Origin of the sequence: Lentzea sokolovensis (assembly GCF_033949975.1) — a bacterium.
GTDB lineage: Bacteria > Actinomycetota > Actinomycetes > Mycobacteriales > Pseudonocardiaceae > Lentzea > Lentzea sokolovensis.
In genome coordinates this window covers 188,188-212,607 of sequence record NZ_JAXAVU010000014.1, presented here as the reverse complement: position 1 = coordinate 212,607, position 24,420 = coordinate 188,188, and the positions used below count along the sequence as shown (strand labels likewise).

General features: G+C 70.4%; 20 protein-coding genes. 12 read left to right on the top strand and 8 right to left on the bottom strand.

Going from position 1 to position 24,420, the window contains the following annotated elements; genetic code table 11:
- Nucleotides 1-27 precede the first annotated feature (27 nt).
- Both SK854_RS35065 and SK854_RS35060 read left to right on the top strand, forming a co-directional pair.
- Nucleotides 28-291, top strand: coding sequence for a UBP-type zinc finger domain-containing protein (locus SK854_RS35065; protein ID WP_319979429.1), 264 nt, complete (start codon nucleotides 28-30; stop codon nucleotides 289-291).
- A gap of 70 nt (nucleotides 292-361) precedes the next feature.
- Entirely contained in the window at nucleotides 362-1,909 is a 1,548-nt protein-coding gene (locus SK854_RS35060) for a substrate-binding and VWA domain-containing protein (RefSeq protein ID WP_319979428.1), read from the top strand.
- 18 nt (nucleotides 1,910-1,927) lie between these two features.
- Here the strand turns inward: SK854_RS35060 and SK854_RS35055 are convergent, their stop codons facing one another.
- Nucleotides 1,928-2,638, bottom strand: coding sequence for a class I SAM-dependent methyltransferase (locus SK854_RS35055; protein WP_319979427.1), 711 nt, complete (start codon nucleotides 2,636-2,638; stop codon nucleotides 1,928-1,930).
- A 75-nt stretch (nucleotides 2,639-2,713) separates the two neighbouring features.
- Between SK854_RS35055 and SK854_RS35050 the strand changes: the two genes are divergently transcribed.
- On the top strand, nucleotides 2,714-6,751 hold the full coding sequence (locus tag SK854_RS35050; protein ID WP_319979426.1) for an alpha-(1->3)-arabinofuranosyltransferase: 4,038 nt from the start codon (nucleotides 2,714-2,716) through the stop codon (nucleotides 6,749-6,751).
- Between the two features lie 64 nt (nucleotides 6,752-6,815).
- On the opposite strand, the gene SK854_RS35045 is transcribed toward SK854_RS35050, so the two are convergent.
- The gene (locus SK854_RS35045) at nucleotides 6,816-7,991 is read right to left on the bottom strand and encodes a polysaccharide biosynthesis protein (RefSeq protein WP_319979425.1); all 1,176 of its coding nucleotides are present in this window, start codon (nucleotides 7,989-7,991) and stop codon (nucleotides 6,816-6,818) included.
- A gap of 253 nt (nucleotides 7,992-8,244) precedes the next feature.
- On the opposite strand from SK854_RS35045, the gene SK854_RS35040 reads away from it, so the two are divergent.
- Genes SK854_RS35040 through SK854_RS35030 form a run of 3 tightly spaced genes read left to right on the top strand, consistent with a single transcriptional unit; the run spans nucleotide 8,245 to nucleotide 11,047 of the window.
- A complete protein-coding gene (locus tag SK854_RS35040; RefSeq protein WP_319979424.1) occupies nucleotides 8,245-9,849 on the top strand; it encodes a hypothetical protein in 1,605 nt (534 codons plus the stop codon).
- A 3-nt stretch (nucleotides 9,850-9,852) separates the two neighbouring features.
- Nucleotides 9,853-10,020 carry a hypothetical protein gene (locus SK854_RS35035; protein WP_319979423.1) on the top strand — a complete coding sequence of 56 codons (168 nt, stop codon included), beginning with the start codon at nucleotides 9,853-9,855 and terminating at the stop codon, nucleotides 10,018-10,020.
- Between the two features lie 4 nt (nucleotides 10,021-10,024).
- Nucleotides 10,025-11,047: a hypothetical protein gene (locus tag SK854_RS35030; protein ID WP_319979422.1), complete on the top strand. Its 1,023-nt coding sequence runs from the start codon at nucleotides 10,025-10,027 to the stop codon at nucleotides 11,045-11,047.
- Here SK854_RS35030 and SK854_RS35025 read toward each other — a convergent pair.
- Nucleotides 10,994-12,115 (bottom strand): glycosyltransferase family 4 protein, encoded by a 1,122-nt coding sequence (locus SK854_RS35025; RefSeq protein ID WP_319979421.1) that lies wholly within the window; start codon nucleotides 12,113-12,115, stop codon nucleotides 10,994-10,996. The genes SK854_RS35030 and SK854_RS35025 overlap by 54 nt on opposite strands.
- Nucleotides 12,116-12,217: 102 nt before the next feature.
- Between SK854_RS35025 and SK854_RS35020 the strand changes: the two genes are divergently transcribed.
- The gene (locus SK854_RS35020; protein WP_406601875.1) at nucleotides 12,218-12,979 is read left to right on the top strand and encodes a class I SAM-dependent methyltransferase; all 762 of its coding nucleotides are present in this window, start codon (nucleotides 12,218-12,220) and stop codon (nucleotides 12,977-12,979) included.
- Here the strand turns inward: SK854_RS35020 and SK854_RS35015 are convergent.
- Nucleotides 12,976-13,932, bottom strand: a complete 957-nt coding sequence (locus SK854_RS35015) for a DUF3068 domain-containing protein (protein ID WP_319979419.1) — start codon at nucleotides 13,930-13,932, stop codon at nucleotides 12,976-12,978. The two genes, SK854_RS35020 and SK854_RS35015, sit on opposite strands and share 4 nt — an antisense overlap.
- Nucleotides 13,933-14,181: 249 nt before the next feature.
- Between SK854_RS35015 and SK854_RS35010 the strand changes: the two genes are divergently transcribed.
- Nucleotides 14,182-15,309 carry an amidase gene (locus SK854_RS35010; protein ID WP_319979418.1) on the top strand — a complete coding sequence of 376 codons (1,128 nt, stop codon included), beginning with the start codon at nucleotides 14,182-14,184 and terminating at the stop codon, nucleotides 15,307-15,309.
- On the opposite strand, the gene SK854_RS35005 is transcribed toward SK854_RS35010, so the two are convergent.
- Nucleotides 15,294-16,409 carry a DUF3068 domain-containing protein gene (locus SK854_RS35005; protein WP_319979417.1) on the bottom strand — a complete coding sequence of 372 codons (1,116 nt, stop codon included), beginning with the start codon at nucleotides 16,407-16,409 and terminating at the stop codon, nucleotides 15,294-15,296. The two genes, SK854_RS35010 and SK854_RS35005, sit on opposite strands and share 16 nt — an antisense overlap.
- Before the next feature lie 260 nt (nucleotides 16,410-16,669).
- Between SK854_RS35005 and SK854_RS35000 the strand changes: the two genes are divergently transcribed.
- On the top strand, nucleotides 16,670-17,806 hold the full coding sequence (locus SK854_RS35000) for a hypothetical protein (RefSeq protein WP_319979416.1): 1,137 nt from the start codon (nucleotides 16,670-16,672) through the stop codon (nucleotides 17,804-17,806).
- A gap of 57 nt (nucleotides 17,807-17,863) precedes the next feature.
- On the opposite strand, the gene SK854_RS34995 is transcribed toward SK854_RS35000, so the two are convergent.
- The gene (locus tag SK854_RS34995; protein WP_319980044.1) at nucleotides 17,864-19,810 is read right to left on the bottom strand and encodes an ABC transporter ATP-binding protein; all 1,947 of its coding nucleotides are present in this window, start codon (nucleotides 19,808-19,810) and stop codon (nucleotides 17,864-17,866) included.
- Nucleotides 19,811-19,830: 20 nt separating this feature from the next.
- The gene (locus tag SK854_RS34990) at nucleotides 19,831-20,400 is read right to left on the bottom strand and encodes a TetR/AcrR family transcriptional regulator (RefSeq protein WP_319979415.1); all 570 of its coding nucleotides are present in this window, start codon (nucleotides 20,398-20,400) and stop codon (nucleotides 19,831-19,833) included.
- 322 nt (nucleotides 20,401-20,722) lie between these two features.
- On the opposite strand from SK854_RS34990, the gene SK854_RS34985 reads away from it, so the two are divergent.
- The 3 genes from SK854_RS34985 to SK854_RS34975 all read left to right on the top strand — a co-directional run bounded on the left by SK854_RS34985 (nucleotide 20,723) and on the right by SK854_RS34975 (nucleotide 23,290).
- The gene (locus SK854_RS34985) at nucleotides 20,723-22,174 is read left to right on the top strand and encodes an amidase (protein WP_319979414.1); all 1,452 of its coding nucleotides are present in this window, start codon (nucleotides 20,723-20,725) and stop codon (nucleotides 22,172-22,174) included.
- Nucleotides 22,175-22,277: 103 nt separating this feature from the next.
- Nucleotides 22,278-22,559, top strand: coding sequence for a DUF3040 domain-containing protein (locus SK854_RS34980; RefSeq protein WP_319979413.1), 282 nt, complete (start codon nucleotides 22,278-22,280; stop codon nucleotides 22,557-22,559).
- Between the two features lie 203 nt (nucleotides 22,560-22,762).
- Nucleotides 22,763-23,290, top strand: coding sequence for a hypothetical protein (locus tag SK854_RS34975; protein ID WP_319979412.1), 528 nt, complete (start codon nucleotides 22,763-22,765; stop codon nucleotides 23,288-23,290).
- An 11-nt stretch (nucleotides 23,291-23,301) separates the two neighbouring features.
- Here SK854_RS34975 and SK854_RS34970 read toward each other — a convergent pair whose 3' ends face one another.
- A complete protein-coding gene (locus SK854_RS34970; protein ID WP_319979411.1) occupies nucleotides 23,302-24,420 on the bottom strand; it encodes an aKG-HExxH-type peptide beta-hydroxylase in 1,119 nt (372 codons plus the stop codon).

Sequence of the window (24,420 nt, the reverse complement as noted above, 5' to 3'; positions counted from 1 at the left end):
TGACAGCAATCGAGGTACCGTCGTGCCGTGACCACCACCTGCGAACACGTCGCCGAGCTGGGCCCGGAGCCCACTCCTTCCACTGTGGAGGGCTGCGAGGACTGCCTGGCCGTCGGCGGCAGGTGGGTGCACCTGCGCCTGTGCCTCGGCTGCGGCAAGGTCGCCTGCTGCGACTCGTCGCCCGCCAAGCACGCCTCGAAGCACTTCGCCGACGAGGGGCACCCGATCATGCGTTCGTTCGAGCCGGGGGAGACCTGGCGCTGGTGCTTCGTGGACAACACGCTCGTGTGATCTTCCGCGTGCGGAAACCGGAACCGTCGAGTTCTGGTGGTGCCCGGACCGGTTGTCTAAGGTGTCCGCCATGGTGCGACCACGGCGGGTGACGGCGCCCGTCGTCGGGCTTTCGGTGCTGCTCGTGTTGTCCGTCGTCGCCTGGATCGGCGGCGACGTGGTCATCGACCGGCTCAACGCGACCCGCTGCACGGAACCGGCGACGGTTCTCGTCACCGCTGCGCCCGCGGTCGCTCCGGCTCTGAGCGAGGTCGCGGAGACGCTGGACGCGGCGGACGAGTGCTATCGCGTCGAGGTGAAGGCCGAGCCCGCGCGCGAGACGATGACACGGCTCGTCGCCGGGGAGGTGTCGCCCTCGGTCTGGGTGCCCGAGTCCACGATGTGGCTGCGGCAGGCACGGGACTCCGGTGCGTGGCGGGTGCCGGAGTCCGGCATCTCCGTGGGGCGGTCGCCGGTCGTGCTCGCGGTCAAGGACTCCGTGAAGGCCAGGAACTGGCGGGAGCTGATCGGGCCGGGTGCCACCGCGGTCGCCGGTATCGCGGATCCGGCCAGGGATCCGGCCAGCCTGTCGGCGTTGCTCGCGATGCGCGGGTTCGCGTCGGCGGAGAAGGATCCCGCGGCCGCGACGGTCGCCGCCATCAGGCCCGTGTCCGGTGACTACGCCGAGCGGGCCGAGGATCTGTTCACCCGTCCGCTGGACGTGTTTCCCACCTCCGAGCAGGCCCTGGAGCGGCACAACTCCACGCCCGGCGCCACACGGCTGGCGGCGGTCGCCCCGGAGAATCCGGTGCCGCCGCTGGACTTCCCCTACGTCGTGCTGCCCGACGCGGGCGAGGCGCAGCGGGCGGGAGCGGAGAAGTTCCTGGCGCGGCTGCGCTCGGGGGCCGGATTCGACCGGTTCGGCCTGCGCGCGCCCGACGACAAGGCCGCCGGTCCGGAGCAGGGATTCGTGGACGAGACACTGCGCCTCTGGAGCGGTCTCACGCTGACCGCGCGAGTGCTGGGCGTCCTGGACGTGTCGGGCTCGATGAACCAGATCGTCCCCCGTACAGGAACCACGCGGATGGCGCTGGCCGTCGGGGCGGCCGAACGCGGCCTGGGCATGTTCAAGCCCGGCACGCAGATCGGCCTGTGGAAGTTCTCCACCAGGCTGGACGGCGACAAGGACTACAAGCAGATCATCCCGTTCGCGTCGGTCAAGGACCACCTCGCGAGCGGTCAGGCCGTCGCGGCGGTCCGGGCGACGCGGGCGACCGCGAACGGGGCCACGGGCCTCTACGACACCACCCTGGCCGCCTACCAGGAGGCGAGGAGGACCTGGGAGCTCGGGCGGATCAACATCGTCGCCATCATGACCGACGGCCGCAACGAGGACCCCGACTCGATCGGTCAGCGCCAGCTGCTGGACGAACTGGCCAAGCTGCAGGACAAGCGCAGGCCATTGCCCGTCATCGCGATCGGCATGGGTCCCGACGTCGACGTCGACGAACTGACGAGGATCGCCGACGCGACCGGCGGCAGGGCCTTCACCACCGTCGACCCCGCCGGCATCAGCGACATCTTCGCGCAGGCGCTGAGCACGATGCTCTGCCAGCCGCCCGCCTGCCGTCCCCAGTAGGCGTCCCGGCGGACGACCTCAGTACGGGTCGTACGGGCTGTCGTGGCCGAACAGCCGCGCGACCGGACGCAGCCGCAGGCGGAGCAGAACCTTGATCCCCACGTTGCGGAGGAACCAGGGCATCTCGGCGAGCACGCGCCTGCGATCGGCCCAGTCCGGCTGCGTCAAACGGAAGCGCGCGAGGGAGCCCGCCCGGTCCACGTACACGTATCGCTTGCCGCACAGCACCTTCGCGATGATGCCGCAGGTGACCCCGATGGACGAGAACGCGTCGTGGACCAGGATCTCGCCGCCGGGAACGAGGTTCTCCGACCACAGCATGTCGTCGGTGTAGGTCCAGTAGTCGTGCTTGCCGTCGATGTACAGCAGGTCGATGCGCTCGTCCCACTCCCGGCGCAACTTGGTGCTGTACTCGGCTTCGAGCCGCACGACGTCGGTCAGGCCCGCGCGGGCGAGGTTCTTCTCGAACCGGGTGCGGGTGGGGGTGCCGCCGAACAGCTTGCCCTCGACGAACGGGTCGACGGCGACCACGGTGGCCCCGACGGAGCGCGCCGCGATGCCCAGCACGGTGGTGGATCGTCCCTGGTGGCTGCCGATCTCGACGATCCGCGTGCCGGGACCGAGCCGCAGCACGGCTCTCCACAACATCGTCGCCTGGTCGACGGTCAACCACCCGGGAACCTGGTCGCCCAGCTCCCACGCCTGCTCGAACGCTGTCGGAGATGTCATCGCCACCTGCCTGAGTGCTCCCCAGAACGGTCGTGGTGGCCCAAGATAGCGACAGTCGCCCGCGAGCACTACCCGGTGGTAACTTCCTGCGCCATCAAGAACCTGAAGATCGCACACCGGAACCCGACGACGTGGGTGCTCATCGCACTCACGGTGCTGTCGTTCGCGCAACGCTTCGGAACGGCCACGTTCGACACCAAGCTCGACCTGGCCGTGAACCCCGTCGGCTTCCTGGGCAGGGCGCTGCACCTGTGGAATCCCGCCGCCACGGCCGGCGAGCTGCAGAACCAGGCGTACGGCTACTTCTTCCCGATGGGGCCGTTCTTCGCGACCGGCCAGATCCTGGGCATTCCCGCGTGGGTCACCCAACGGCTCTGGTGCGCGCTCCTGCTCTGCCTCGCGTTCTACGGGGTGCTGCGGCTGGCCCGCGCACTCGGCATCGGCCACGAGCCGACGAGGTACGCCGGTGCGCTCGCCTACACGTTGGCCCCTCGGGTGCTGACCGAGATCGGGCCGTTGTCCGCGGAGATGCTGCCCGCCGTCATGCTGCCGTGGGTGCTGCTGCCGCTGGTGCTGGCCGACCGGATCGGGTCGCCGCGCCGGGCCGCCGCCCTGTCGGCGCTCGCGGTGCTGGGCATGGGCGGAGTCAACGGCGCGATGGTCGTGATGGCGCTGGTGCTCCCGGGGATCTGGCTGCTGACGCGCACGTGGAACCGCGCGCACGTGAGGCTGGTCCTGTGGTGGGCCGGCTGCGTCATCGCGGTCGCGCTGTGGTGGATCTTCCCGCTGCTGCTGCTCGGCCGGTACAGCCTGCCGTTCCTCGACTACATCGAGTCTGCGGCGAACACCACCGCGCCCATGTCGTTGTTCCAGGTGCTGCGCGGAACGAACCAGTGGGTCGCGTACGTGCTCCAGGGCGAACCTTGGTGGCCCAACGGGTTCCTCCTGGTCGACAACCCCGCGCTGATGGCCGGCACCGCTCTGGTGGCGCTGATCGGCGTCGTCGGACTGGCCAGGCTCGGGCTGCCGGAACGCCGCTTCCTGGTGCTGGGCACGCTGGCGGGGCTGACGCTGCTGACCGTCGGGTACGTCGGATCGCTCGACTCGCCGCTCGCCGAGGTGGTGCGCGGAGCACTGGACGGGCCGCTCGCACCCCTGCGCAACGTGCACAAGTTCGAGCCGGTGCTGCGGCTGTGCCTGGTCCTCGGGTTCGTCCACGGGCTGCACCTGTCCCGGCCGGTCGGGCTGCGGGCCGCTCCCGAACACTGGCGGCGACGGGTGCGCACCGGTGTCGCGCTCCTGCTGATCGCGGTCGTCGCGGCACCCGCGTGGCTGCTGACCCTGCGGCCCGGCCAGGGGTGGTCGGACGTGCCGGACCACTGGCGCGAGGCGGCGGGATGGCTCGCGGAGCAGGACGGCCGGGCGAGGACGTTGTTGTTGCCCGCCACGGGTTTCGGCCAGTACACCTGGGGCAGGACCGTGGACGAGCCGATGCAGGCGCTCGCGAAGGCACCGTGGGCGGTGCGCAATCAGGTACCGCTGGGCTCCGAGGGCAACACCCGGTACATGGACGCCGTCTACGACGCGCTCGCGGACGGCCGCGGCTCGGCCGGACTGGCGGACTTCCTCGCCCGCGGGGGATACCGGTTCCTGCTGCTGCGCAACGACATCGTGCGTGAACCGACCGGCTCGCCGCCTCTCACCGTGCTGCGTCAGGCGCTTCAGGGATCACCCGGCATCGAGCGCGTCGCCCAGTTCGGGCCCGAGGTGCGGATGAGCGACCAGCGGCTCGTCAGTTCGGTCGACGCCGCCGCGGGCGGGCACGCACTGGAGATCTTCGAGGTGAAGCGGGCGGTCCCGGTCGTCACCGCGGTGAACGAGGCCGACGTGCCGACGGTGAGCGGCGGGCCGGAGTCGTTGCTGCCGTTGCTGTCCCAGGGACTGATCAAGGCGGACCAGCCGGCGGTCCTCGCGGGCGACGCGGAGGGGCGGACCGGGGAACTGCTCGTCACCGACGGCCTGCGGCGCAAGGAACGCAACGTCGGCAGGGTGACCGACAACCTCAGCCAGACGATGTCCGCGGGCGAGAAGTCACGGCAGGGACGCGTCGCGCTGGACGTGTCGCCGTTCCAGGACGTCAAGCACCAGACCGTCGCCGAATACCGCGGCATCCGGGCTGTGCGCGCCTCCACGTCGACCGCGTACGCCGACGCGGCGGGCGCGATCGACCCGGCGAACTCGCCGTTCGCGGCGGTGGACGGCGATGGCGGGTCCGCGTGGCACTCGTCGAGCTTCACCGGGCCTGTCGGGCAGTGGCTGGAGATCGACCTGGACACCCCGCGCTCGGTCGGTGAGGTGACGCTCGACGTGGTCGACGACCTGCGGGTGGGCTGGGCGGTCACCCGGATCAGGCTCACCACGGACGCGGGGGAGAGCGTGCACGACGTCCCGTCCGGCGGCGGCCCGCACGCCTACCCCGTCCGTCCCGGTCTCACCGGCAGCGTGCGCGTCACGGTCCTCGGCGTCGCCGCCGACCGGCAGGACGGCAACGTCGGCATCAAGGAACTGAGCGTTCCGGGCATGACGGCGCAGCGGGCGTTGCGCGTGCCGCGCGACCAGGACGCGGCCAGGCCGGGCTTCTCGTTCACCCGAGGCAGTCAGTCGCGGCCGGCCTGCTACCGGACCGACGGTGCGGTGCGGTGCGACTCGTCGCTGTCCCGGTTCGGCGAGGAGGTCAACGGGCTCACGCGGCTGTTCCGCACCTCGGCCGCCGGGAAGTTCGCGGTGAACGCCACCGTCGTGCCTGCCGCCGGCGCGAAGAACCCGGTGACACCGGAGGGCCTGACGATCACGGGGACGACCTCGCTCGCCGGCGACGTCGCGGCGAGCCCGTTGTCCGCTGTGGACGGTGACCTGGGCACGTCGTGGGTGCCGGACGTGACGGACCTGCGGCCGACGCTGACGGTGGCGTGGAAGGGGAAACGGACCCTCGCGGAGTTCCGGATCGAGGGAGCCGGGGGAGCCAGAACGCCCGTCGAGCTGGAAGTGCGCACCGACGCGGGCACCGAGGTCGTGCGCGTCGGCGCGGACGGTCTGGTCACGATCAAACCGGCGGACACCGAGAAGCTCGAACTCGTCGTGCGCGAGTCAGGTGGTGCGGGGCCCGCGGAGATCGGTGAGCTCCGGGTGCCCGCGCTCGACGGCGTGCTGAAGCCGGTGCCCGCGACGACGCCGTTCACCGTGCCGTGCGGCAGTGGCCCGGTGGTCGACATCGACGGGAAGAAGATCAGCAGTTCGGTGTCCGGCGTGCTCGGGGACGTCCTGGCCAACCGCCCGTTGAAGGCGGTGCTGTGCGACGACGACCTGGCGACCGCCCTGGAGCTGCCTGCCGGCGACCACGTGCTGACCACGTCGCGATCCGACTCGTTCGTCGTGCAGGACGTCTCCGTGACCCACGTCGAACTCCCGAAACCCGTTGCGACGCACCGGGAAGTCACCATCGGCGCCTGGGACGCCACCGAACGGGAGGTCACCGTCGCACCGGGAGCCCGCGCACTGCTCGTGGTGTCCGAGAACGTCAACGACGGCTGGACGGCGACGCTGAACGGGCAGGTGCTGGAGAAGGTCCGCGTCGACGGCTGGCAGCAGGCGTACGTCCTGCCCGAGGGCGACGGCGGCGTGGTCGCGCTGGAGTTCGGCCCGGACGCCCGGTACCGGACGGGCCTGCTGGCAGGCGCGCTGGGAGTGCTGGCGGTCCTCCTGCTCGCCGCGGTCCCGGTCCGGCGGCGAGTGGAGTTCGTGGCACCGTCGCGGAGTCGCTGGCTGATGGTGGCGATGCTCGTGCTGCTGGCCGTTCTCGGCGGCATGCTGCCGATCGTGGCGGTGATCGCGTGCCTGCTGGCGCGAGAGTTCTGGGCGGCGGCGCCGAAGGTGATCGCGGTGGGAGGGGTCGCGCTGGGATCGGGTGTGGCGGTGCTCGGCCGGATCCTCGGTCACGGGCAGGAGTGGGCCTACGTCCCGCTCGTCCAGGCCGCGTTCCTGGTGGCGGTCTCGGCGGTGGTCGCGGCCGCGTTCGGCCCGTTCGGGCAGCGTCCTGATCCCGCAGCGTCCTGATCCCGCAGCGCCTTGATCCCCCAGCGCCGTGATCATGCCGTGCCTTGATCCTGCCGTGCCGTGATCAGGCCCGCCTGGCTCCGCGGGTCTCGATGACCGTGCCCGCGACCACCAGTCCCGCCGTCGCGAGCAGCGCACCGGTCACGACCTGACCGACGGAGCCGTTGAGCCACAGGGTGATCAGCGCGACCTCGGCGGCGACCGCGATCCACACCGCGACGGTGGACCGCCGGTCGCCGCTCGCGATCCGGGAGAACAGCAGCAGCTGCACGAGCGCCAGGCAGGAACCCACGAGAGCGAACTGCCACAACGGAATGGCGTCGCCCTGGTAGCGCGCGCCACCGATCAGCGACACGCCCAGCGGTCCGAACAGGACACAGCCCACGATCACGAACGCGTCGAGGCCCGCGCACACCGCCAACGCCTTCGGCAGCATGCGGCGCCGGTCGCCGGCGTCGGCCATGCGGGGCAGCACGAGCACGCCCACCGCCTGCGGCAGCCAGTAGGCGATCTTCGTGACGACCGCTCCCACGGCGTAGCCGCCCGCCAGGTCCGCGAGCTGGTGCCGGGCCAGCACGAGGTCGAGGTTCACCAGCAGCACCAGGGCCAGCATGGCCTGGGACGCGTGCATCACCTCGGCTCCACCCGCGGGCCGTGCCGGGCGCGGAGCGCCGCACAGCCGCCACCCGGTCAGCACGACCAGGAACGAGCCGATGGCCGTGCCCGCCAGCACCGAGGTCGACGAGGGGGACAGCCACAGCCCGATCACCCCGCCGCCGACCTTGCCGAGCCCTTCGAGCGACACCAGCAGCGCCAGCGCGCCGAACCGGTGCGTTCCCTGCAGAAGACCGTGCAGGACACCGAGAACCGTGAGCGGGGCCAGCGACAGCGCCAGCCACACCACCGGCCACGGTCCGTCGAGGTGCAGCAGGTGGGCGAGCAGCGGCACCAGGGCCAGGGTCAGCACCGTCATGCCCGCGCTCACGCTCAGGCCCAGTCCGAACAGGGGCCGCGGGCCGAGGCTCGTGACGCGCAGGGCGGCGACGGTCTGCAGGCTCATCGCCGGCACCACGCCGATGACCACGAGCGCGAGCAATGCGCTGAGCTCGCCGAAGATCGCGGGTGCGAGAGCTCGTGCGGCCGCGATGGTCAGCACGTAGCTCGCGGCGTTGGCGCCCAGCAGCGCGCCCGTGATCAGCAGGGCGTCCAGGCGGGTGGTGGTCGTCGCCGGAGCGGACACGCGGGTTCCTTCCGGTGGCCGGGTCTGCCGCGGTAGGGCCTGTGTCGAAGTCCGGTCCGCGACAACCGGGCCCGAGGCGGCCCCTGGCAGCACGGCCGGACAACACCGGTACGCGGGCCGTCCGGCCGCACCACCGGGAACCACCTCAAGCGCGACTCTCATCGCACCGGACTTCGACACAGGCCCTACCCGCGAGTACTACTGGCCGGTAGTTTCGGCGACTGTAGCCCCGGCGCGACCGGAGAGGGAGCAAGTGCGGCCGAACGGACCGAAGCTCTACGCCACGTGCGGGATGCTGGCGTTGGCAGCGCTCGCGCCTGTGCTGTGGCCGGGCTACGTCCTCGTCTACGACATGGTGTTCACGCCGGAGCAGCCGCTGAACGCGGCGGCGTTCGGGCTCGGCGACGCGCTACCGCGGGCGGTTCCCGTCGACGCCGTGGTGGCGTTGGTGACCCAGGTCGTCCCCGGTCAGGTGGTGCAGAAGCTCGCGCTGCTCGCGATCGTCTTCGCCGGGGCCCTGGGTGCCGGGCTGCTGGTGCCGACGGAGAAGACCGGCGTGCGGATCGTCGCCGCCGTGGCGTACTCGTGGAACGCCTACGTCGCCGAACGTCTCTTCATCGGTCACTGGACGCTGCTGCTGGGCTACGCGGCGCTGCCGTGGGTCGCGATGGCCGGGCTGCGGATGCGTGATGGCGAACCGCACGCGTGGACCCGGCTCGTGCTCGCGAGCCTGCCCGCGGTGCTCTCGGCGCCGGGCGGCGTCCTCGCGCTGGGCACGGCGCTGGCCACCGCCGGACGCCGCAAGGCGTGGCAGGTCCTGGCGATCGGTGTCGTGCTGAACTCGCCGTGGTGGGTGCCCTCGTTGCTGCACGACGGACTGTCCGACCCGGCCGGTGTCGAGGCGTTCAGCGCGCGTGGCGAGAACTGGGGCGGGCCGGTGCTCAGCGTGCTGGGACTGGGCGGGATCTGGAACGCCGAGGTCGTGCCGGTGAGCCGGGCCAATCCGATGCTTCCCGTGCTCACCGTGCTGCTCCTGGGGGCGGCGCTCTTCGGTCTGCGGGAGCTGTCGAAACGCCTGCCGGTGTGGCCGCTGGCGGGATTGGGAGTGCTCGGTGCGCTGCTGGCCCTGCTCGCGGTGCTGCCGGGTGGCGTGACGGCGCTGGAGGCGCTGATCGAGCACGTGCCCGGTGCCGGGTTGCTGCGCGACAGCCAGAAGTGGGTGGCGTGGCTCGCGCTGCCGTTCGCGATCGGGCTCGCGGTCGCGGTGGAACGGTTGCGCGCCCGGCTGCTCGTGGCCGTGCTGCTGCTGGGGTTGCTGCCGGACCTGGCCTGGGGCGGGTTCGGGCGCCTCGACCCCGTCGGCTACCCGGCGGACTGGGCCGCGGTGCGGGAGAAGCTCGTCGACCAGCCCGGCGACGTGGCGGTGTACCCGTTGTCGGCGTTCCGCCGGTTCGACTGGAACGACCGGCGCACCCAGCTCGACCCGGCGCCGCGCTACCTGCCCGGCACGACCGTCGTGGACGACTCGCTGTCGGTCGGCGGGAAGGTCGTGGCGGGGGAGGACCCGCGGGCGGCACGGCTGCGCGGCGGTGACCTGAGCGGCATCGGCTGGGTGCTGGTCGAACACGGGACGCCCGGCAGGGTGGACGAGAACCTGCTGGCTCGGCTGGAGAAGGTCCACGACGGGCCCGAACTGGCGCTCTACCGGGTACCTGGAGCAGTGCCCGATGAACCGAACGGCCCACCCGTTGCACCCGTTGTGCTCGCCTGGGTCGCGGCTGGGTCACTGATCGGCGCGAGCCTGTTGTGGAGACGGTTACCGGTCGGTAGATTCGCGGCACCCCGACATGAGGAGTAAGACGTGGAACTGGTTTCGGTGCTGGTAGCGATCGTCGCCGGGGCCGCGCTCGCCGGCGGGGTCGGCGTGATCGTCGTCGAGCAGAACAGCCCCGACAAGGTCGTCGAGCAGCGGATCGAGCAAGGTCAGAAGGCCGAGGAGCCGGTGGTCCTCGACTACGGCTCGCGCTGACCGGGTGACCGTGGCCTTCTCCGGGGACCCGGCGGCCTCCTGGAGCATTCTGCTCGAAGCGAGTCTGCGTGAGGCGCCGGATCCCTCGGTGGTGGCCGCGCGGATGTCCCGTGCCTGCACGGAGTTCCCGAACCTCGGTCCGGCCGCGGTCGTGCTCCGTCCGTCCGACTGGGACGGTGCGCGGACCGAGTTCGCCGACGGCCACTACCGCGTGGGCGATCCGCTGGTCCGGGTCGCGCTCGCCGGCGACTCGCTGATGATCGCCGCGCACCACGGTGCGGTCGACGGGCTGGGCCTGCTGGCGTTGCTCGGCATCGCACTCGGTGAGTCCGTGCACAGCTCCGCGACCGGTGTGGCGCTGCGAAGCCCCGACCGGCCCTATCTCCTGAGCGCCCTCGACCGGGTGCGCGAAGCCGTGTGGACACCTCCCGCGCGCATCCAGCCTTCCTTGCACGGCAACGAGTCCGGCGACCACCTCGTGTCCCGCGCGCTGCCCGCCGTGAAGCTGGGCAGCGCCAGACTGACCTCCGCGGCGCTGGACGCGACGCGGAAGTGGAACGCCGCGCGAGGTGCCGCGCACGGCCGCGTCGTCGCCGCGATCGGTGCTTCCTGGCGCGGTGGCGCGGATCCGCGTCCCGAGGCCGACAGCGCGCTGCTGAGACTGCGCCTGCCGGCCGGATCCACCGAGGACGACGTGCGCACGCTGCTGACGGCGGCGGCGCCGGAGGCGGGCTTCCCCAGCGCGCACAACCCGGTGGCGCAGTGGGGAATTCGGCTGCTGGCCTCCCGGCTCGGCAGCACGTTCCTGGTGTCGAACCTCGGCGTCGTCAAGGCGAACGTCCGCGCCCTGCGCTTCTTCCCCTCGGCGAGCGGCCGGTCGGGCGTCGCGTTCGGCGTGGTGACGACAGGGGAGGTCACCACGGCCACGGTGCGCTTGCGGCGCAAGGACTTCGACGCGGCCGCCGCCGCGGGGCTACTCGACCTGCTGTGCGACGCGGTGCTCACCGGCCACGAGGCGCGGAGGTAGCCGCAGGGCGCTGTGCACGGCGCCCTCGAACGCGTCGAGGCTCTCCTCCCAGCTGAACTGCTGGGCACGCTCCCTGCCCGCCGCGCCCATCGCCTTGCGCAACGGCTGGTCCCGCAACAGCGTCTCCGCGTGCCGGACGAAGTCGTCGAAGTCCTCGGCGAGCAGACCTGTCCGGTGCTCCACGATCGCCTCGGCCACACCGCCCGCCGAGCGGTACGCGATCGTGGGCACGCCGTGTGAGGCGGCCTCCATGATCACGATGCCCCAGCCCTCCTTGACCGACGGGCACACGTGCAGCCACGCCCCGGCGAGGATCTCGTGCTTGGCCTGCTCGTCGACCCAGCCGTGGATGACGACGCTGTCCTGCACCCCGCGGTCGATCGCGTGCTGCCGCAGCACGTCCTTCCACGGGCCCTCGCCGACGAGTTCCAGGCGCAGGTCCGGCCATTGTGGACGGAGCCGCGCGACGAGGTCGATCGCGTGCTCCAGCCGCTTGTGCGGGACCAGCCTGGACACCGCGACGAGGACAGGGGCCTCGGTGCGCCGCGCGGTGACGGCGGGAGGCGCGTCCAGCCCGTTGGGCACGACCACCGTGCGACGGAGCTCCACTCCGAGCCCGCCCAGCTCGTCCCGCGTCACGTTGGAGACGGTGATGTAGCGGCACTTGCGGTACAGCCTCGGCGCGAGCCACGACTCGATCCACCAGCCGATCCGGCCGAAGAACGGGCCCAGCGCGCTGTGCCACTGCTCGCGGTGCACGTGGTGCACCAGCACCAGGACGGGACAGCGCGCCACCAGGCGGCTGAAGAAGGGCATGCCGTTCTGCACGTCCACGATCACGTCCGCGTCGGAGCGCAGGATCGCGAGCAGGGCGTGCAGGTAGACCGTGAACTTGTTGCCGCGCCTGCGGAAGCGGACGCCCGCCACCCAGTCGCCGGAGGGGGCGCGGTCGTGGCCGGCGCACTGGATCGAGACCCGGTAGCCGAGCCGGGCGAGGCCCTCGGCGATGCGCTCGACGTAACGTTCGGAACCGCCGCCCTCGGGGTGTCTGGTGTCGCGCCAATTCACCAGCAGAATGCTCGGCCGGTAATCAGGACCACGCGACATCTGCCTCTCCCGATGCTAGGTTACTGCCAGGTAGCCATCGTAGACGGAATGCGGGAGATAGCAATGGTCGAGATCGGTTCAGTTTCGGCCCCTGAAAAGTTGCGAAAGCCAACTTTCAGTCGTTCTGTTCGGCTTTTTCGCGCATTCCTGAAAGAGCAGTCCGACCCCGACCACTTCTATCGGATCCTGGCGGACGACTCGGTCGCCCAGGTGTCGTCGTACGTGTCCCTGAGCGGTGCCGTCGTGCTCGACGTCGGCGGCGGTCCCGGCTACTTCGCCGAGGCGTTCCGCGGCGCCGGCGCCCGGTACGTGGGTCTGGACCCGGACGTCGGCGAGCTGTCCGCCCGCGGTGAGCCCGACCCCGGCATGATCCGCGCGAGCGGCACGGCGCTGCCGTTCCGCGACGGCTCGGTGGACGTCTGCTACTCGTCCAACGTCCTGGAGCACGTCGACGACCCGTGGCTGATGCTGGCCGAGATGGTGCGTGTGACCAGGCCCGGAGGCACCGTCTTCATGTCCTACACGCCGTGGTACTCACCCTGGGGCGGCCACGAGACAGCGCCGTGGCACTTCCTCGGCGGCCACTACGCGCGACGCCGGTACGAGCGCCGCAACGGCAAACCGCCGAAGAACTCGTTCGGCACTTCCCTGTTCCCGGTGAGCGTCGGGGCGGTCCGGCGGTGGGCTCACCGCCAGACCGTCGCCGACGTGATCGAGACGTTCCCCCGGTACCACCCGTGGTGGGCGAAGTGGGTCACCCGTGTCCCGGGGGTCCGGGAGATCGCCTCGTGGAACTTCGTGATCGTGCTCAGGCGTCGCGCCTAGGCGACGTGCCTGGCCCGCCGTCCGAGCACGCCGAGAAGAATTCCGGCGAGCAGCAGGACCAGGCCGGCGGAAAGCAGGACGATCGGTCCGGTGCTGCTGATCAGAGTCAATTTTCCGCGCGCCTCGGAGGCGCGGTCCACCGATTCTCTGACGGTTTTCTCGTTGAAGGTCAGGGTGGCGTCGAGCAGCACCGTTCCTTCTTTTCCGTCCGGCCCGAACAGCGCTTGCCGCTGGTGTTCCGAACCCTTGACGATGATGCCGGTGACCGGTTCGACCCACATGGTGCGGGTGTTCTCGTAGCGGCGCTCCGCCTTGACCGACGCCGCGGTGCTGTTCACCAGCGTGCCCGGCACGTCCTGGTCGCGGAACTTGGTCGACGGGATCTTCTGCACGAACTTGTAGACCTCAAGCCCGCCGACCTCGTCCGTGCCCTCGTAACGCGCGGTCGTCGCCTTGCGCAGGGTGGTGTCGAAGTACTCGTAGTCCTGGGGCTGGGTGTCGAACGGGAACTTGTAGTTGAGTCCCTCCTGGTGCACCGCCTTGTCGGCGGCGGTGGGGTCGCCCTCGGCGTCGGTCACGTACTGCTGGGTGCACTCCTGGAGAGCCATGTTCGTCCGCCGGTCGAGGCACACCCGGTGCTTCACCGCGGAGACGAGCTGGTTCTCGGAGTCGGTGACGACCAGACCCTGGTCCCACACCATCACGTCACCGTTGACCTTGGCCTCCGGCACGGTCAGGTTGCTCTCGACCTTGCGGGTGGCCGTCAGCCGCGCATCCTTGACCACGAGTTCCTTGGGGTAGAAGACCTTCGCCGCGCCTTCGGCGACGGATTCCGTCTTCTGGTCGAGCGGCACGACTGCGAGCTCGGGGTACACGTAGAAGCGCAGGACTGCTCCGAGCGCCAGCGAGAAGATGCCCAGTCCTACCAGCACGAGGCTCGCAACACGTCGCACTCGTCCTCCTTCTGGGTGTGTTCCGATGATGAGAGGGACGTCACAGTGGCGTGGAACCTACCGGACAGTAACCTCTGCGCAACCCCTCGACCGGGGTGACTCAGGTCATCTTGATCGGTCCGCGTGGAGAAAGAAGCTACTCGGCCGCCGAACTGCGGAGCCATTCGGCGGAACCCCTGCTGGCCAACGGGTAGCGACTGAAGGAAGCAGCTCCTTACTCATCGGCGACGATGCCGGAGGAAGAGACACGTGGAAGAAACCCCTGTGTGCTATCCGGGAGCAGTTGAGCAGGCCCGGCTGCTCGCACGCGGTGCGACGACCGCAGCAGAACTCCTTGCGATGACCGAACATCGGCTGAACTCGTCGCGGCACGTTTTCACAGATGTCGATTTGACCGCCGCCCGGCGCAGTGCGGAGGAGGCCGATCGGCGGTTGGCCGGCGGTGAGAGCGGCGGCCTGCTCGGACTGCCCTTGGCCGTCGAGGACTCCCTGCCGCGTTCGGCTTTCGACGCACTGGTGGCGGCCGGAGCCGTGGTGATCGGGAGAACGTCGGGAGCCGAGCTTCATCGCAACCCGTCGCCGGGCGTCCCCGCCACGGCGCTCGATCCCAAGGTGTCGGGCACGGCCGTCGCCGTCGCCACCGGTGTGGTGGCCGCGGTGCTGGCACGCCGTGCGCCCGGTGCCGGAGGAGTGCCCGCGGGAGGCGCGGGTGTGGTGGGCTTCGAGACCTCCGGCGGACACGGCGTGGTGGCGAGGACGGTGGCCGACGTGGCGCACGTCGTGCGGGCGATCGGCTGGGCGGCCGAACCCGCGAACCGTCCACTGAGGATCGGTGTGTCGTTGCGCGGTCTCGCGATGTCGTCCCGCACCCGTCCGCCCATGCGCCGGGCCGTCGAGGACGTCGCCGCGCTGTTGTCGTTGCACGTCGGCGAAGTGGTCGACCACGACCCGCACCTCGCCAGCGAGTCCAGGCTCCTGCTGGCGCCGCACCTGGCCGCCGGTCCTCGTGAGCTGGACCTGCTCGACCGCTTCCTGCCCAGGCCGTTCCGGGGCATCTGCCGGTCGATGCGCGCGGCGGAGCGGGTGATGGTGAACCACATGTTCGCGGGCGTCGACGTGCTGGTGACGCCGGGGCACACCGGCCCGGCCGAGACGATGTCGCTGCCCGGCGGGGTGTTGGTGCGCAACGGCGCCACCTCTCCGTTCTCCCCGCTCTGGAGGGTCAGCGGCTATCCGGCCGTGTCCGTGTGCGCGGACACGGACGCCGACGGGAACCCGTTGCCGGTGACCCTGATCGCGGTGCCGAGAGCAGAGGGTCAACTGCTCGGGGTCGCCGAGATCATCGAGGAGGGACGAGGTGCTCATCGGAGGCCGTAGTCGACGTTCGAGGACGACACCACGTTCTTGAGGTCGAGCGAGTCGTCCGGGTCGCTGGCGTCGGTGACGCCATAGGTGATCGCGCCGGCCAGGCACGCACCGATCACCAGCGCCAGCGCCCCGGCGACGAGACCGCGCCGCCACACGAGCAACAGGACCAGCCCGATCGCGACCAGCACGGCACCGGCGACCCACAGGACGGTGGGAAGGACGGTGATGACGAACAGCTTCGGCAGGTTCTGCCGGACCTGGTCCACGTTCGCGGCGACCGAGGCGTTCGTCAGCCGCAGTTCTCCGGCGAACACAGGGGTTCCCTCGCCCTCGTCCTGGGTGTCGGTGCGCAGTTCCTGCCGGATGTCCTCCCGGACCGAGAGCACCGCGCCGGTCGTGGGCTCGACCAGCAACGTGCGGGTGACGCCGTAGTACTGGGTCACGTCCACGGACGGCTCCTGGCTGCCGACCAGTGAGCCGGGTACCGCGAACCGGTCGAGCTCCGTCTGCGGGATCGTGTGCGTGAACCGGTACACGTCGAGTCCCTGCAACAGCTGCTCTCCGGCGAAGTGGATGTCGACCGGGCGCTTGAGAACCGTGTCGTACCAACGGTGATCGCGTTGCTCGGTGTCGAACGGGAACACGAAGTTGAGGCCGGGCTGCAGCAGTTGCGGGCCTTCGGCGGTGACCCGCTTGCCCTGTTCGGTCTCGTAGAACTCCCCGTGGCAGGGCGCGACCGCCTCGCCGGTGCGGCGGTCGAGGCAGATCTTGCGCACCTCGGCGCTGAGCACGAGCTTGTCGGAGTCCTCCTTGACGATCGTCGCCCGCTTCCACACGGTGACGTCGCCGTTCTCCTTGACCTCCGGCGCGGCGAGATCACCCTCGACGTGCGTGGTCGCCGTGAGACTGAGGTTGTGGCGTACTTCCGGCATGCCGCCGCCGGGCGGGTAGACGACGGCGGTGACTCCCTCTCCTTCGGAGACCGTGACCGAGTCGATGTCGTGCTGAAGCTTGGCGAGCAGGGGATAGGTGTGCAGTTGCAGCACCAGACCGGCCGCCACTGCGAAGGCGCCGAGTCCGAGCAGGGCGGCGACGACTGCGGTTCGCACAGGTCCTCACAAGGGATCGGGTGGCAGGGAGGGCGTTCCGTGAGGCGCGATTTCCGGTAACCGTGCGTTCTGTTCTACCTGGTTCGTGAGCTAGATCACAAGGGCATACCTGAATCCCATTCGGGTTACCTGGTCGCGGCGGGTGGGTCACGATCGCCGCTCAACTCGGTCAAGGTGGTGCGAACCCCTGGCCGGCGGCCGCGCGTCCTGAATGATCGGCCGCGCACAGCCCTGTTCGGGTCCAAGAGCTTGGGGGACTTATGAGAGTTCGCAGATGCCTGGCCTTAGCCTTCTCGGTCGCGGTGGCCGTCGGCGCCGCCGTGCCCGCCGCGGCCGCGGAACCGGCGTGGCGCCTGGTCCCGATCCCGCAGAGCAAGGCGACGAGCAATCTCTGGGACGTCGCCGCCGTCGACACCAGGAACGCCTGGGCGGTCGGCTTCGAGGGCTACGACCCGGATCAGCAGTACACGACCGGCGAGCCGATGATGCTGCGGTGGAACGGGATCAGGTGGTACCGGACGTCGCTCCCGGTCGTGCAGGGGCGGGTGTCCTTCCAGCGCGTCGCCGCGTCGTCCGCCAAGGACGTCTGGGTCACGGGCGCACCGTGGTCGCCGGACGGCAACGTCACGCTGGTGTGGCGCTACAACGCCGGGACGTGGACCGAGGTGCCGTACCCGCCGGGTGCCACCCCCGGCACGCTGTCGATCCGGGATCTGTCCGTTGTGGATGGACGCGCGTGGCTGGTGGGTCATCACGGCAACGCCCCGGTGTTCCACGAGTGGACCGGAAGCTCCTGGCAGGAACACCAGCCCCCCGCCGAATGCGTGACGGGCGGCGGCTTCGTGAACTTCTGCATCATCAACGCCGTCAAGGCCTTTGCGTCGGACGACGTGTGGGCCGCGGGCAACGGCATGTGGAACGGCTACTCGGGGCCGTTGCTGTTCCACTGGAACGGCACGGCCTGGCGAACCGTCCAGACAGGACTGAATCAGCAGCAGCTCACCATGCAGGCGCTGGACGGTACGTCCTCCCGTGACATGTGGGCGGTGGGCGACGGTGGAGGCATGGGGTCGGGCAACGTGGTCTTGCGGGGAGACGGCACCACCTGGCAGACCGTCAGCGGGCTGAACACGCCTGCGACCCGGAGCGTCGCGGTGGGGGCGAACGGCGTCCCGTGGGTCGTCGGCCAGTTCCCGCAGGCGTCCTTCAGCTCCCACGGCCCGGCTGGCTGGACCACCACTCCGGCGCCCGCGCCGCCGGGTTCGTTCGGCACGAACTACAACGCCATCGCCGCCGTGCCCGGCACGAACCGGATGATCGCCGTGGGCTACGCCGACCTGCCGGGCACGAACCCCCTCCGCCTGCAGGCGGTGATCGCCGACTACGCGTTCCGCTGAGCCCGGTGTGCGGCCGTCCGCTCCGCCGGACGGCCGCACCCTGGCCGCGAAGGTGGATCAGCTGGGCACTTCGTCCAGGTACGCCTGCGCCTGCAGCGTGAACAGCTCGGCGTACCCGGCCTTGGCCGCCATCAGGTCCTCGTGCGTCCCGTACTCGGCGACCTTCCCGTGCTCCAGCAACAGGATCCGCTCCGCCTGCCGCACGGTCGAGAACCGGTGCGAGATGTAGAGCGTCGTGCGGCCCTCCGACAGTTCCCGCAGTCGCGAGAACAGGTCGTGCTCGGCCCGCGCGTCCAGCGCCGACGTCGGCTCGTCGAGCACCAGGATCGGCGCCTCCCGCTGGAAGGCCCTCGCCAGTGCGATCTTCTGCCACTCGCCGCCCGAGAGGCTGACCCCCTGGTCGAACCAGCGGCCGAGCGGACTGTCGTAGCCCTGCGGCAGCCGTTCGATCCGTTCGTCCGCGCCGGCACGGCGGGCCGAGTCCTCGATGTGCGGCCGGTCCTCCAGCCGCGTCAGGTCGCCCAGGCCGATGTTCTCCGCGGCCGTGCCCTGGTACGTCACGTAGTCCTGGAACATCGCGCTGATCCGCGTGCGCAGTGCGACGGGGTCGTACTCGCGGATGTCGACGCCGTCGAGCAGGATGCGGCCGCCGGTCGGGTCGTAGAGCCGGCAGAGCAGCTTGAACAACGTCGACTTGCCCGCGCCGTTGCGGCCCACCACCGCCACCGTCTCGCCGGGCCGGATCTCGAAGCTGACGGCGTCCAGCGCGGGATCCTCGGCGCCGGGGTAGCTGAAGGTCACCGAGTCGAACTCGATGTGACCCTCCACTGTGGACGGCATAGGCCGAGGTGATGCGGGCGCCGTGATCTCCGGCTTCGTGTCGAGGAACCGGTACAGCGTGTCGAGGTAGAGGTTGTTCTCGTACATCCCCGAAAGTGCCGTGAACAACCCGGACACCGACGTCTGCACGGACGCCGCGGCAGCCGTGTACAGCGCCAGGTCTCCCAGCGTGAGTCGTCCGCCGACCGCTTCCAGTGCGATGTACAGCGTGATCGCCGAACCCGCCAACGTGCTCAGCAGCCCCCAGGAGGTCGAGCTGATGTTGCGGTTGACCGTCAGCTTCCGCTGCCGCTCGTAGGAGACGGTGCCGAGCCGGCGGAACCGGTCGACGAAGTAAGGGCCGAGCCCGAACAGCTTCGTCTCCTTGGCGTAGGTGTCCGTCGTGACCAACGAGGACAGGTAGTCCATCCGACGCTTGATCGGCGACATCATGAAGGTCAGCCAGAACGCGCGCGAGCCGTACTTCGACTGCGAGATGAACGCGGGGATCGGCGCCAGCAGCGCGACCAGGGCCAGCAGCGGGCTGATCGAGACGAGCAACGCGATCATGCTGCCGAACGTGATCAGCGTCCGCAGGAGCCCCAGCGCGGAGTTCATCATCGACAGCGGGCGCGTCGGCGCTTCCTGAGCGGCCTGACGCAGCATGTCGTACGACGTCGAGCCCTCGAAGTACGCGAGGTGCAGGTCGCTGGCGTGCTCCATCACCCGGTGGCGGATGGTCAGCGTCATGCGTTCCTGCAGCAGCGCCTGCGCGATCGACGTCAGCGCGCTGCTGATCGCGGTCGCGCCGAGCACGGCGAACTGGAGCAGCGCGACTTCGGCGATGTCACCCGTGGTGCCGGTGTGCTGGATCGCCGCGACGACGGAGTCGAGCAGCAGCTTTGCGATGTACGCGGTCGCGGTCGGAAGAAGTCCAGACAGGAGCGTGATCAGCGCCAGCAGGACGGTCAAGGTCGGACTGGCCTGCCACGTCAGCTTCGCGACCTTCGGCAGGCCGCGCACGGTGCCCGCCACGGACGTCTTCGCGCGCTTCAACCGGGAGCGCAGATCCTTCGGCTGGTCGTCCGGCTTCGCTTCCGGGATGTCGACCGGTCCGGTGAGTCCGCTCTCCGGCACCGTCGTGGCGCGCCGCCGACGGCCGCGCCGGCCCAGCATGAACTCCATGCCGCCCCCGCCACCCGGGATCATTCAGCCTCCACGGCGCCGCGCAGGAAGAAGTCGACCACCTGGCGCGTGGTGGGCGGGTCGACGTCCGCCGCCAGCCGGCGGCCGCCGAACAACAGGGTCAGGAAGAGCCCGGCGAGCTGCTCCGGTGGCAGCCGCAGCCGATCCTTCTCCGGCGTGAACAGCTCGACCATCGCCCCTCGGATGGCGGCCATCGACTCGCGGCGTCCGCCCTTGCGGCGTTGTTCGGGGTCGCGGTGCTTGACGCGGCCGGACGCGTGCAGCGCGCTCATCAGCGCCCCCATGCGTTCGAGGTGCGCGCCCAGAGCCTCGGCGGCTTCGACGAGCCGGTCTTCCAACGGCTGGTCGACGGGGATCTCGGCGATCGCGTCGAGCACGTGGTCGGGCCTGAGCGCCTCGGCCGTGCAGGCGTCGAACAGCTCGTCCTTGTCCTTGAACGCGCGGAAGACGGTGCCCTCGCCGATGCCGGCGGCGCGGGCGATCTGGCTGCTCGTCACGTTCGCGCCGTGCTCGATCAGGAGCGGCAGCACGGCGTGCACGATCATGGCGCGCCGGTCTTCCGCGCTCATGCTCGGCGCTCTTCGCCGGGTTTCGGATGCTGGTGTCATGCGTCCATCATGCGGAGTGAGTGCTCACTCCGTCAAATGAGTATGAGCTTCCAGGCGTGAGTGGACTTGGAGAAAATCGCGGTCGAGAACATCATTGGGCGAACAAGAACTGAGACCTCCATCCTGTTGAGCGATGCGGAATTTCATGGCTTGCGCGGGGGAGATGGTCCACTTTCGGGACTTTGAACTGCGGTGATGCACCTTCGTCGTTCGGGTGTTCGGCATCTCTGTTTCGCGAATCGGAATTTCGTGCCCTCCGAGTCGCGTCGTTATCTTCGAATTCATGGAATGGAGCTTTCAGACGGCCGGACAGCTCGTTGGCGCGTTGCGCGCCGGTGCGGTGACATCGGTGGAACTGACCGACGAGGCGATCGCCCGCATCGAGCGCGACGACGAGGTGATCAACGCGATCTGCGTGCGGGACTTCGACCGGGCACGGGCGGCCGCACACCGCGCCGACCAGGCACGGGCGCGGGGTGAGGACCGGCCGCTGCTCGGCGTCCCGGTGACGGTCAAGGAGTGCTACGACGTGGCCGGGCTGCCCACGACCTGGGGCATGCCGCCGCACCGGGACCACCTGCCGGCCGAGGACGCGGTGCAGGTGTCACGGCTCAAGGACGCGGGCGCGGTGCTGCTCGGCAAGACCAACGTGCCGTTGGGGCTGCAAGACATCCAGACCTTCAACGACATCTACGGCACCACGACCAACCCGTGGGACCGCAGTCGCACGCCGGGCGGCTCCTCCGGCGGGTCGGCGGCGGCCCTGGCGTCCGGGTTCGGCGCGCTGTCCATCGGCTCCGACCTCGCCGGCTCGCTGCGCACCCCCGCGCACTTCTGCGGCGTCTACGCGCACAAGCCGACCGTCGGACTGGCGGCGACCCGCGGCATGGTCGCGCCGTCCGACCCGGTCCTGCCGACCGATCTCGACCTCGCCGTCGTCGGTCCGATGGCGCGCTCCGCCCGTGACCTGACGCTCCTGCTCGACGTCATGGCAGGACCGGACCCGCTGACGTCCGGCAAGGCGCACCGGGTGGCACTGCCGCCCGCCCGGCACGAGCGGCTCCGCGATTTCCGGGTCCTGGTCCTCGACGACCATCCGCTCCTCCCGACCGGGTCGGCGGTGCGGGAGGGCGTGCACCGGGTGGCCGCCGCGCTCGTCGAGGCCGGCGCCCGCGTCGAACGGCACAGCCCGTTGCTGCCCGATCTGACCGAGGCCGCGACGCTCTACATGCTGTTGCTGATCTCGGGTTCCGTCGCGCGTTTCCCCATCGAGTCGTACGAGCAGCTGCAGGCCCGCGCCGCCGGACTGAGCGCGGACGACCAGAGTCTCGACGCCGTGCGGCAGCGCGCCCTGGTGTGCAGCCATCGCGACTGGATCGAGGCGACCAACCGCCGCGAGATCCACCGCCACGGCTGGAGGCGGCTGTTCGCCGAGTTCGACGCCGTGGTGTGCCCGATCACGCCGACGCCCGCGTTCCCGCACGACCACGACCCCAACCCGCTGGAACGGCGCATCGACGTCGACGGCGTCGAGCACCCGTACTTCGACCAGCTCGTCTGGGCAGGCCTGGCCACCATGCCCGGCCTGCCCGCCACCGCCGTACCGGCGGGCTGTTCCCCCGAGGGCCTGCCGGTCGGAGTGCAGCTCATCGGCCCGATGTTCGAGGATCGCACCCCGCTGAGGCTGGCCGAACTGCTCGAGCGGAGGACCGGCGGCTTCCGGGCGCCGAGGTAGCCTGTCGGGCAGGCCACGAGTCCGCGCGATGATCGGGGAACCTTGAGCGGTCTCGTGCGTTGGCGTAGGTGACGCCTTGACCAGCCCAGCGGGAGGACCGGGAATGAGACTGCCGGACCGCGAGCAGCAGGAACTGGACGAGATCGAGCGCCGCCTCGCCGAGGACGACCCGAAGCTGGCCGCCAAGCTCACCCGTCCGGCACCCAGGGTGCCGCGCAGGACGCTGTTCCTCGCCGCGGCACTGTTGACCTACGCGGCCGGGTTGATCGTCGTGATGACCGGCGTGACGCTGTCCTCGGTGGTGCTCGTCGTGCTCGGCGCCTGCGTGGCCTTCGGAGTGTTCGCCTGGTTCGCTTTCCAGATCTGGCGCGGGCACCGCGAGTAGCGAGCGGTCCGTCCAGCGACGCGTGCGCTGGGTCCTCAGTACTTCCAGGGGATCGTGGTGCCGCTGCCCGCGGTTCTGAACACGCTGCCGAACTCGACCACCTGGACGGGGTCGGGATCAGTGCGGTGCCGGTATCGCACTCCCACTCCAGCCCGTCGCGGACTCGTTCCGCGGCATTCCCGCGCTCGCCTACCATGCGTGCCGTGCCGTCACTGATCGCCGTCATCGCCAACGACGCCGAAACCGCTCGCTTCCTGGCCTGGCCGGGCGACTTCGAACTCGACCGGGCAGATCACGTGGAGGAGGTGCACCTCGCGTCCGGTGCCGTGCTGGAGGGGTTCGCCGGCGACGGCGCGGGAGGCACGTACTTCTTCTGCGGTGACGGCGGCGAGGAACGTCCGGTGCTGTACGCGGACTCGGAAGGTGGCGCGGCGCTGGTCGCGATCGGGCTGCGGAGTCTGCTGCAACTGCTGCTGGTCGCGCCGTGGTGGAGGGACTTCCGCGAGTTCACCGAGCAGGAGAACAGCGAACTCGCCGCCGAGTACCTGAACGACATGCCGGACCTGCCCGCACGACAGCGGCACGCGGCCGACGCGCTCGGCCTCGGGCTGCCACCGGCGGCCGAGGTCGTGGCACGGCTGCGAGAGACCGCGACTGGAGCCGGCCCGGAGTTCGACTTGGTCTTCACGCCGGAGCAGACGACGTACGAGCGGCTGTTCCAGGTCTCGTAGGAACCGGCGATTCAGGGCAGCCGCTGACGGTTCGCGTCCTCCCACAGCGCGCGGTGCCGGGCGAGCGCGGTCTCGGCGGCTGTCCGCGCGCCGGGGGAGACGGGGCCGTCCCAGCCGTCCAGCACCTCCGCGATCTCCGTGACGAAGGCGGTGCCCAGCCTGGTGAGCCTGCCGCTGGCCAGCATGGTGGCCGCTGCCTGCCGCGACGCGGTGCGCCAGCGGGTGTGTTCCTCCTGGGCGCGCCCGTCGGTGTAGCGGCGCCAGAAGGCCGCCACGCCCAGGTGGGCGTAGGTGCCGTGCAGGAGGCCGACCAGGGGGCGCGGGTCGTCGCGCCACGGGGCGTAGAACAGCTCGCCTGGGTGGGCCTCGGTCAGGGGGAACAGGTCGATCAGCACGGCGAGCTTGGCGTGCTGCAGCTCGTGGACCAGGGTGAGCGCGGCGGTGCGCGGGTCCGGTGGCAGGGACAGGTAGACACACCCGAACGCGTCCGCGAGCGTCGCGCTGGCCATGCCGCTCGGAGGTGTCGGGATCGGGGACAGCACCGTGACGGCGAGGGCGCACTCCTCGGCGACCTCGGGGTGGTTCAGGGCCAGTTCGTCCCACCCCGCGGCCATCACCTCCTGCCAGCGGGCGACGTCCACGTCGGTGTCGAGCTCCACTTCGCGTGGTCCGAGTGCGAGCCTGACGGGACTGACAGGTGCATGCGGAACTCCATCCACAAACAACTGTCCATTCAAGACTGAAAAAACCGCGCCGCCGCGCACTCGTCCTACTGTGGGGAGGAAGAGCTCCTCGCACGGCGCTTCGACGTGAAGATCCACGCCCGCGCGCAACGCGGTCGCGAGCGCCATGCCGGTGAACAGACCGGGAGAAGCGGCATGCGTTGCCCGGCTCGCACGACTGACCGCGACGCCGGTCATCGGATGCGCCAGAACCAGATCCGCGGCCTTCGGCGCCGCTGCCGACACCGCCTTCAGCGCGTCGTACGCCACCAGGACCTCCGGCGGCGCCTGCCGCGCGAGCAGCGAGACCATCAGCAGCGTCCTGCTGCGCCGGGCCGACGAGAGCAGGCGGATCGCCGGGGCGCCACCCCCTCCGCGCGCCAGTTCGCGGAACAGCGAGAAGGACAT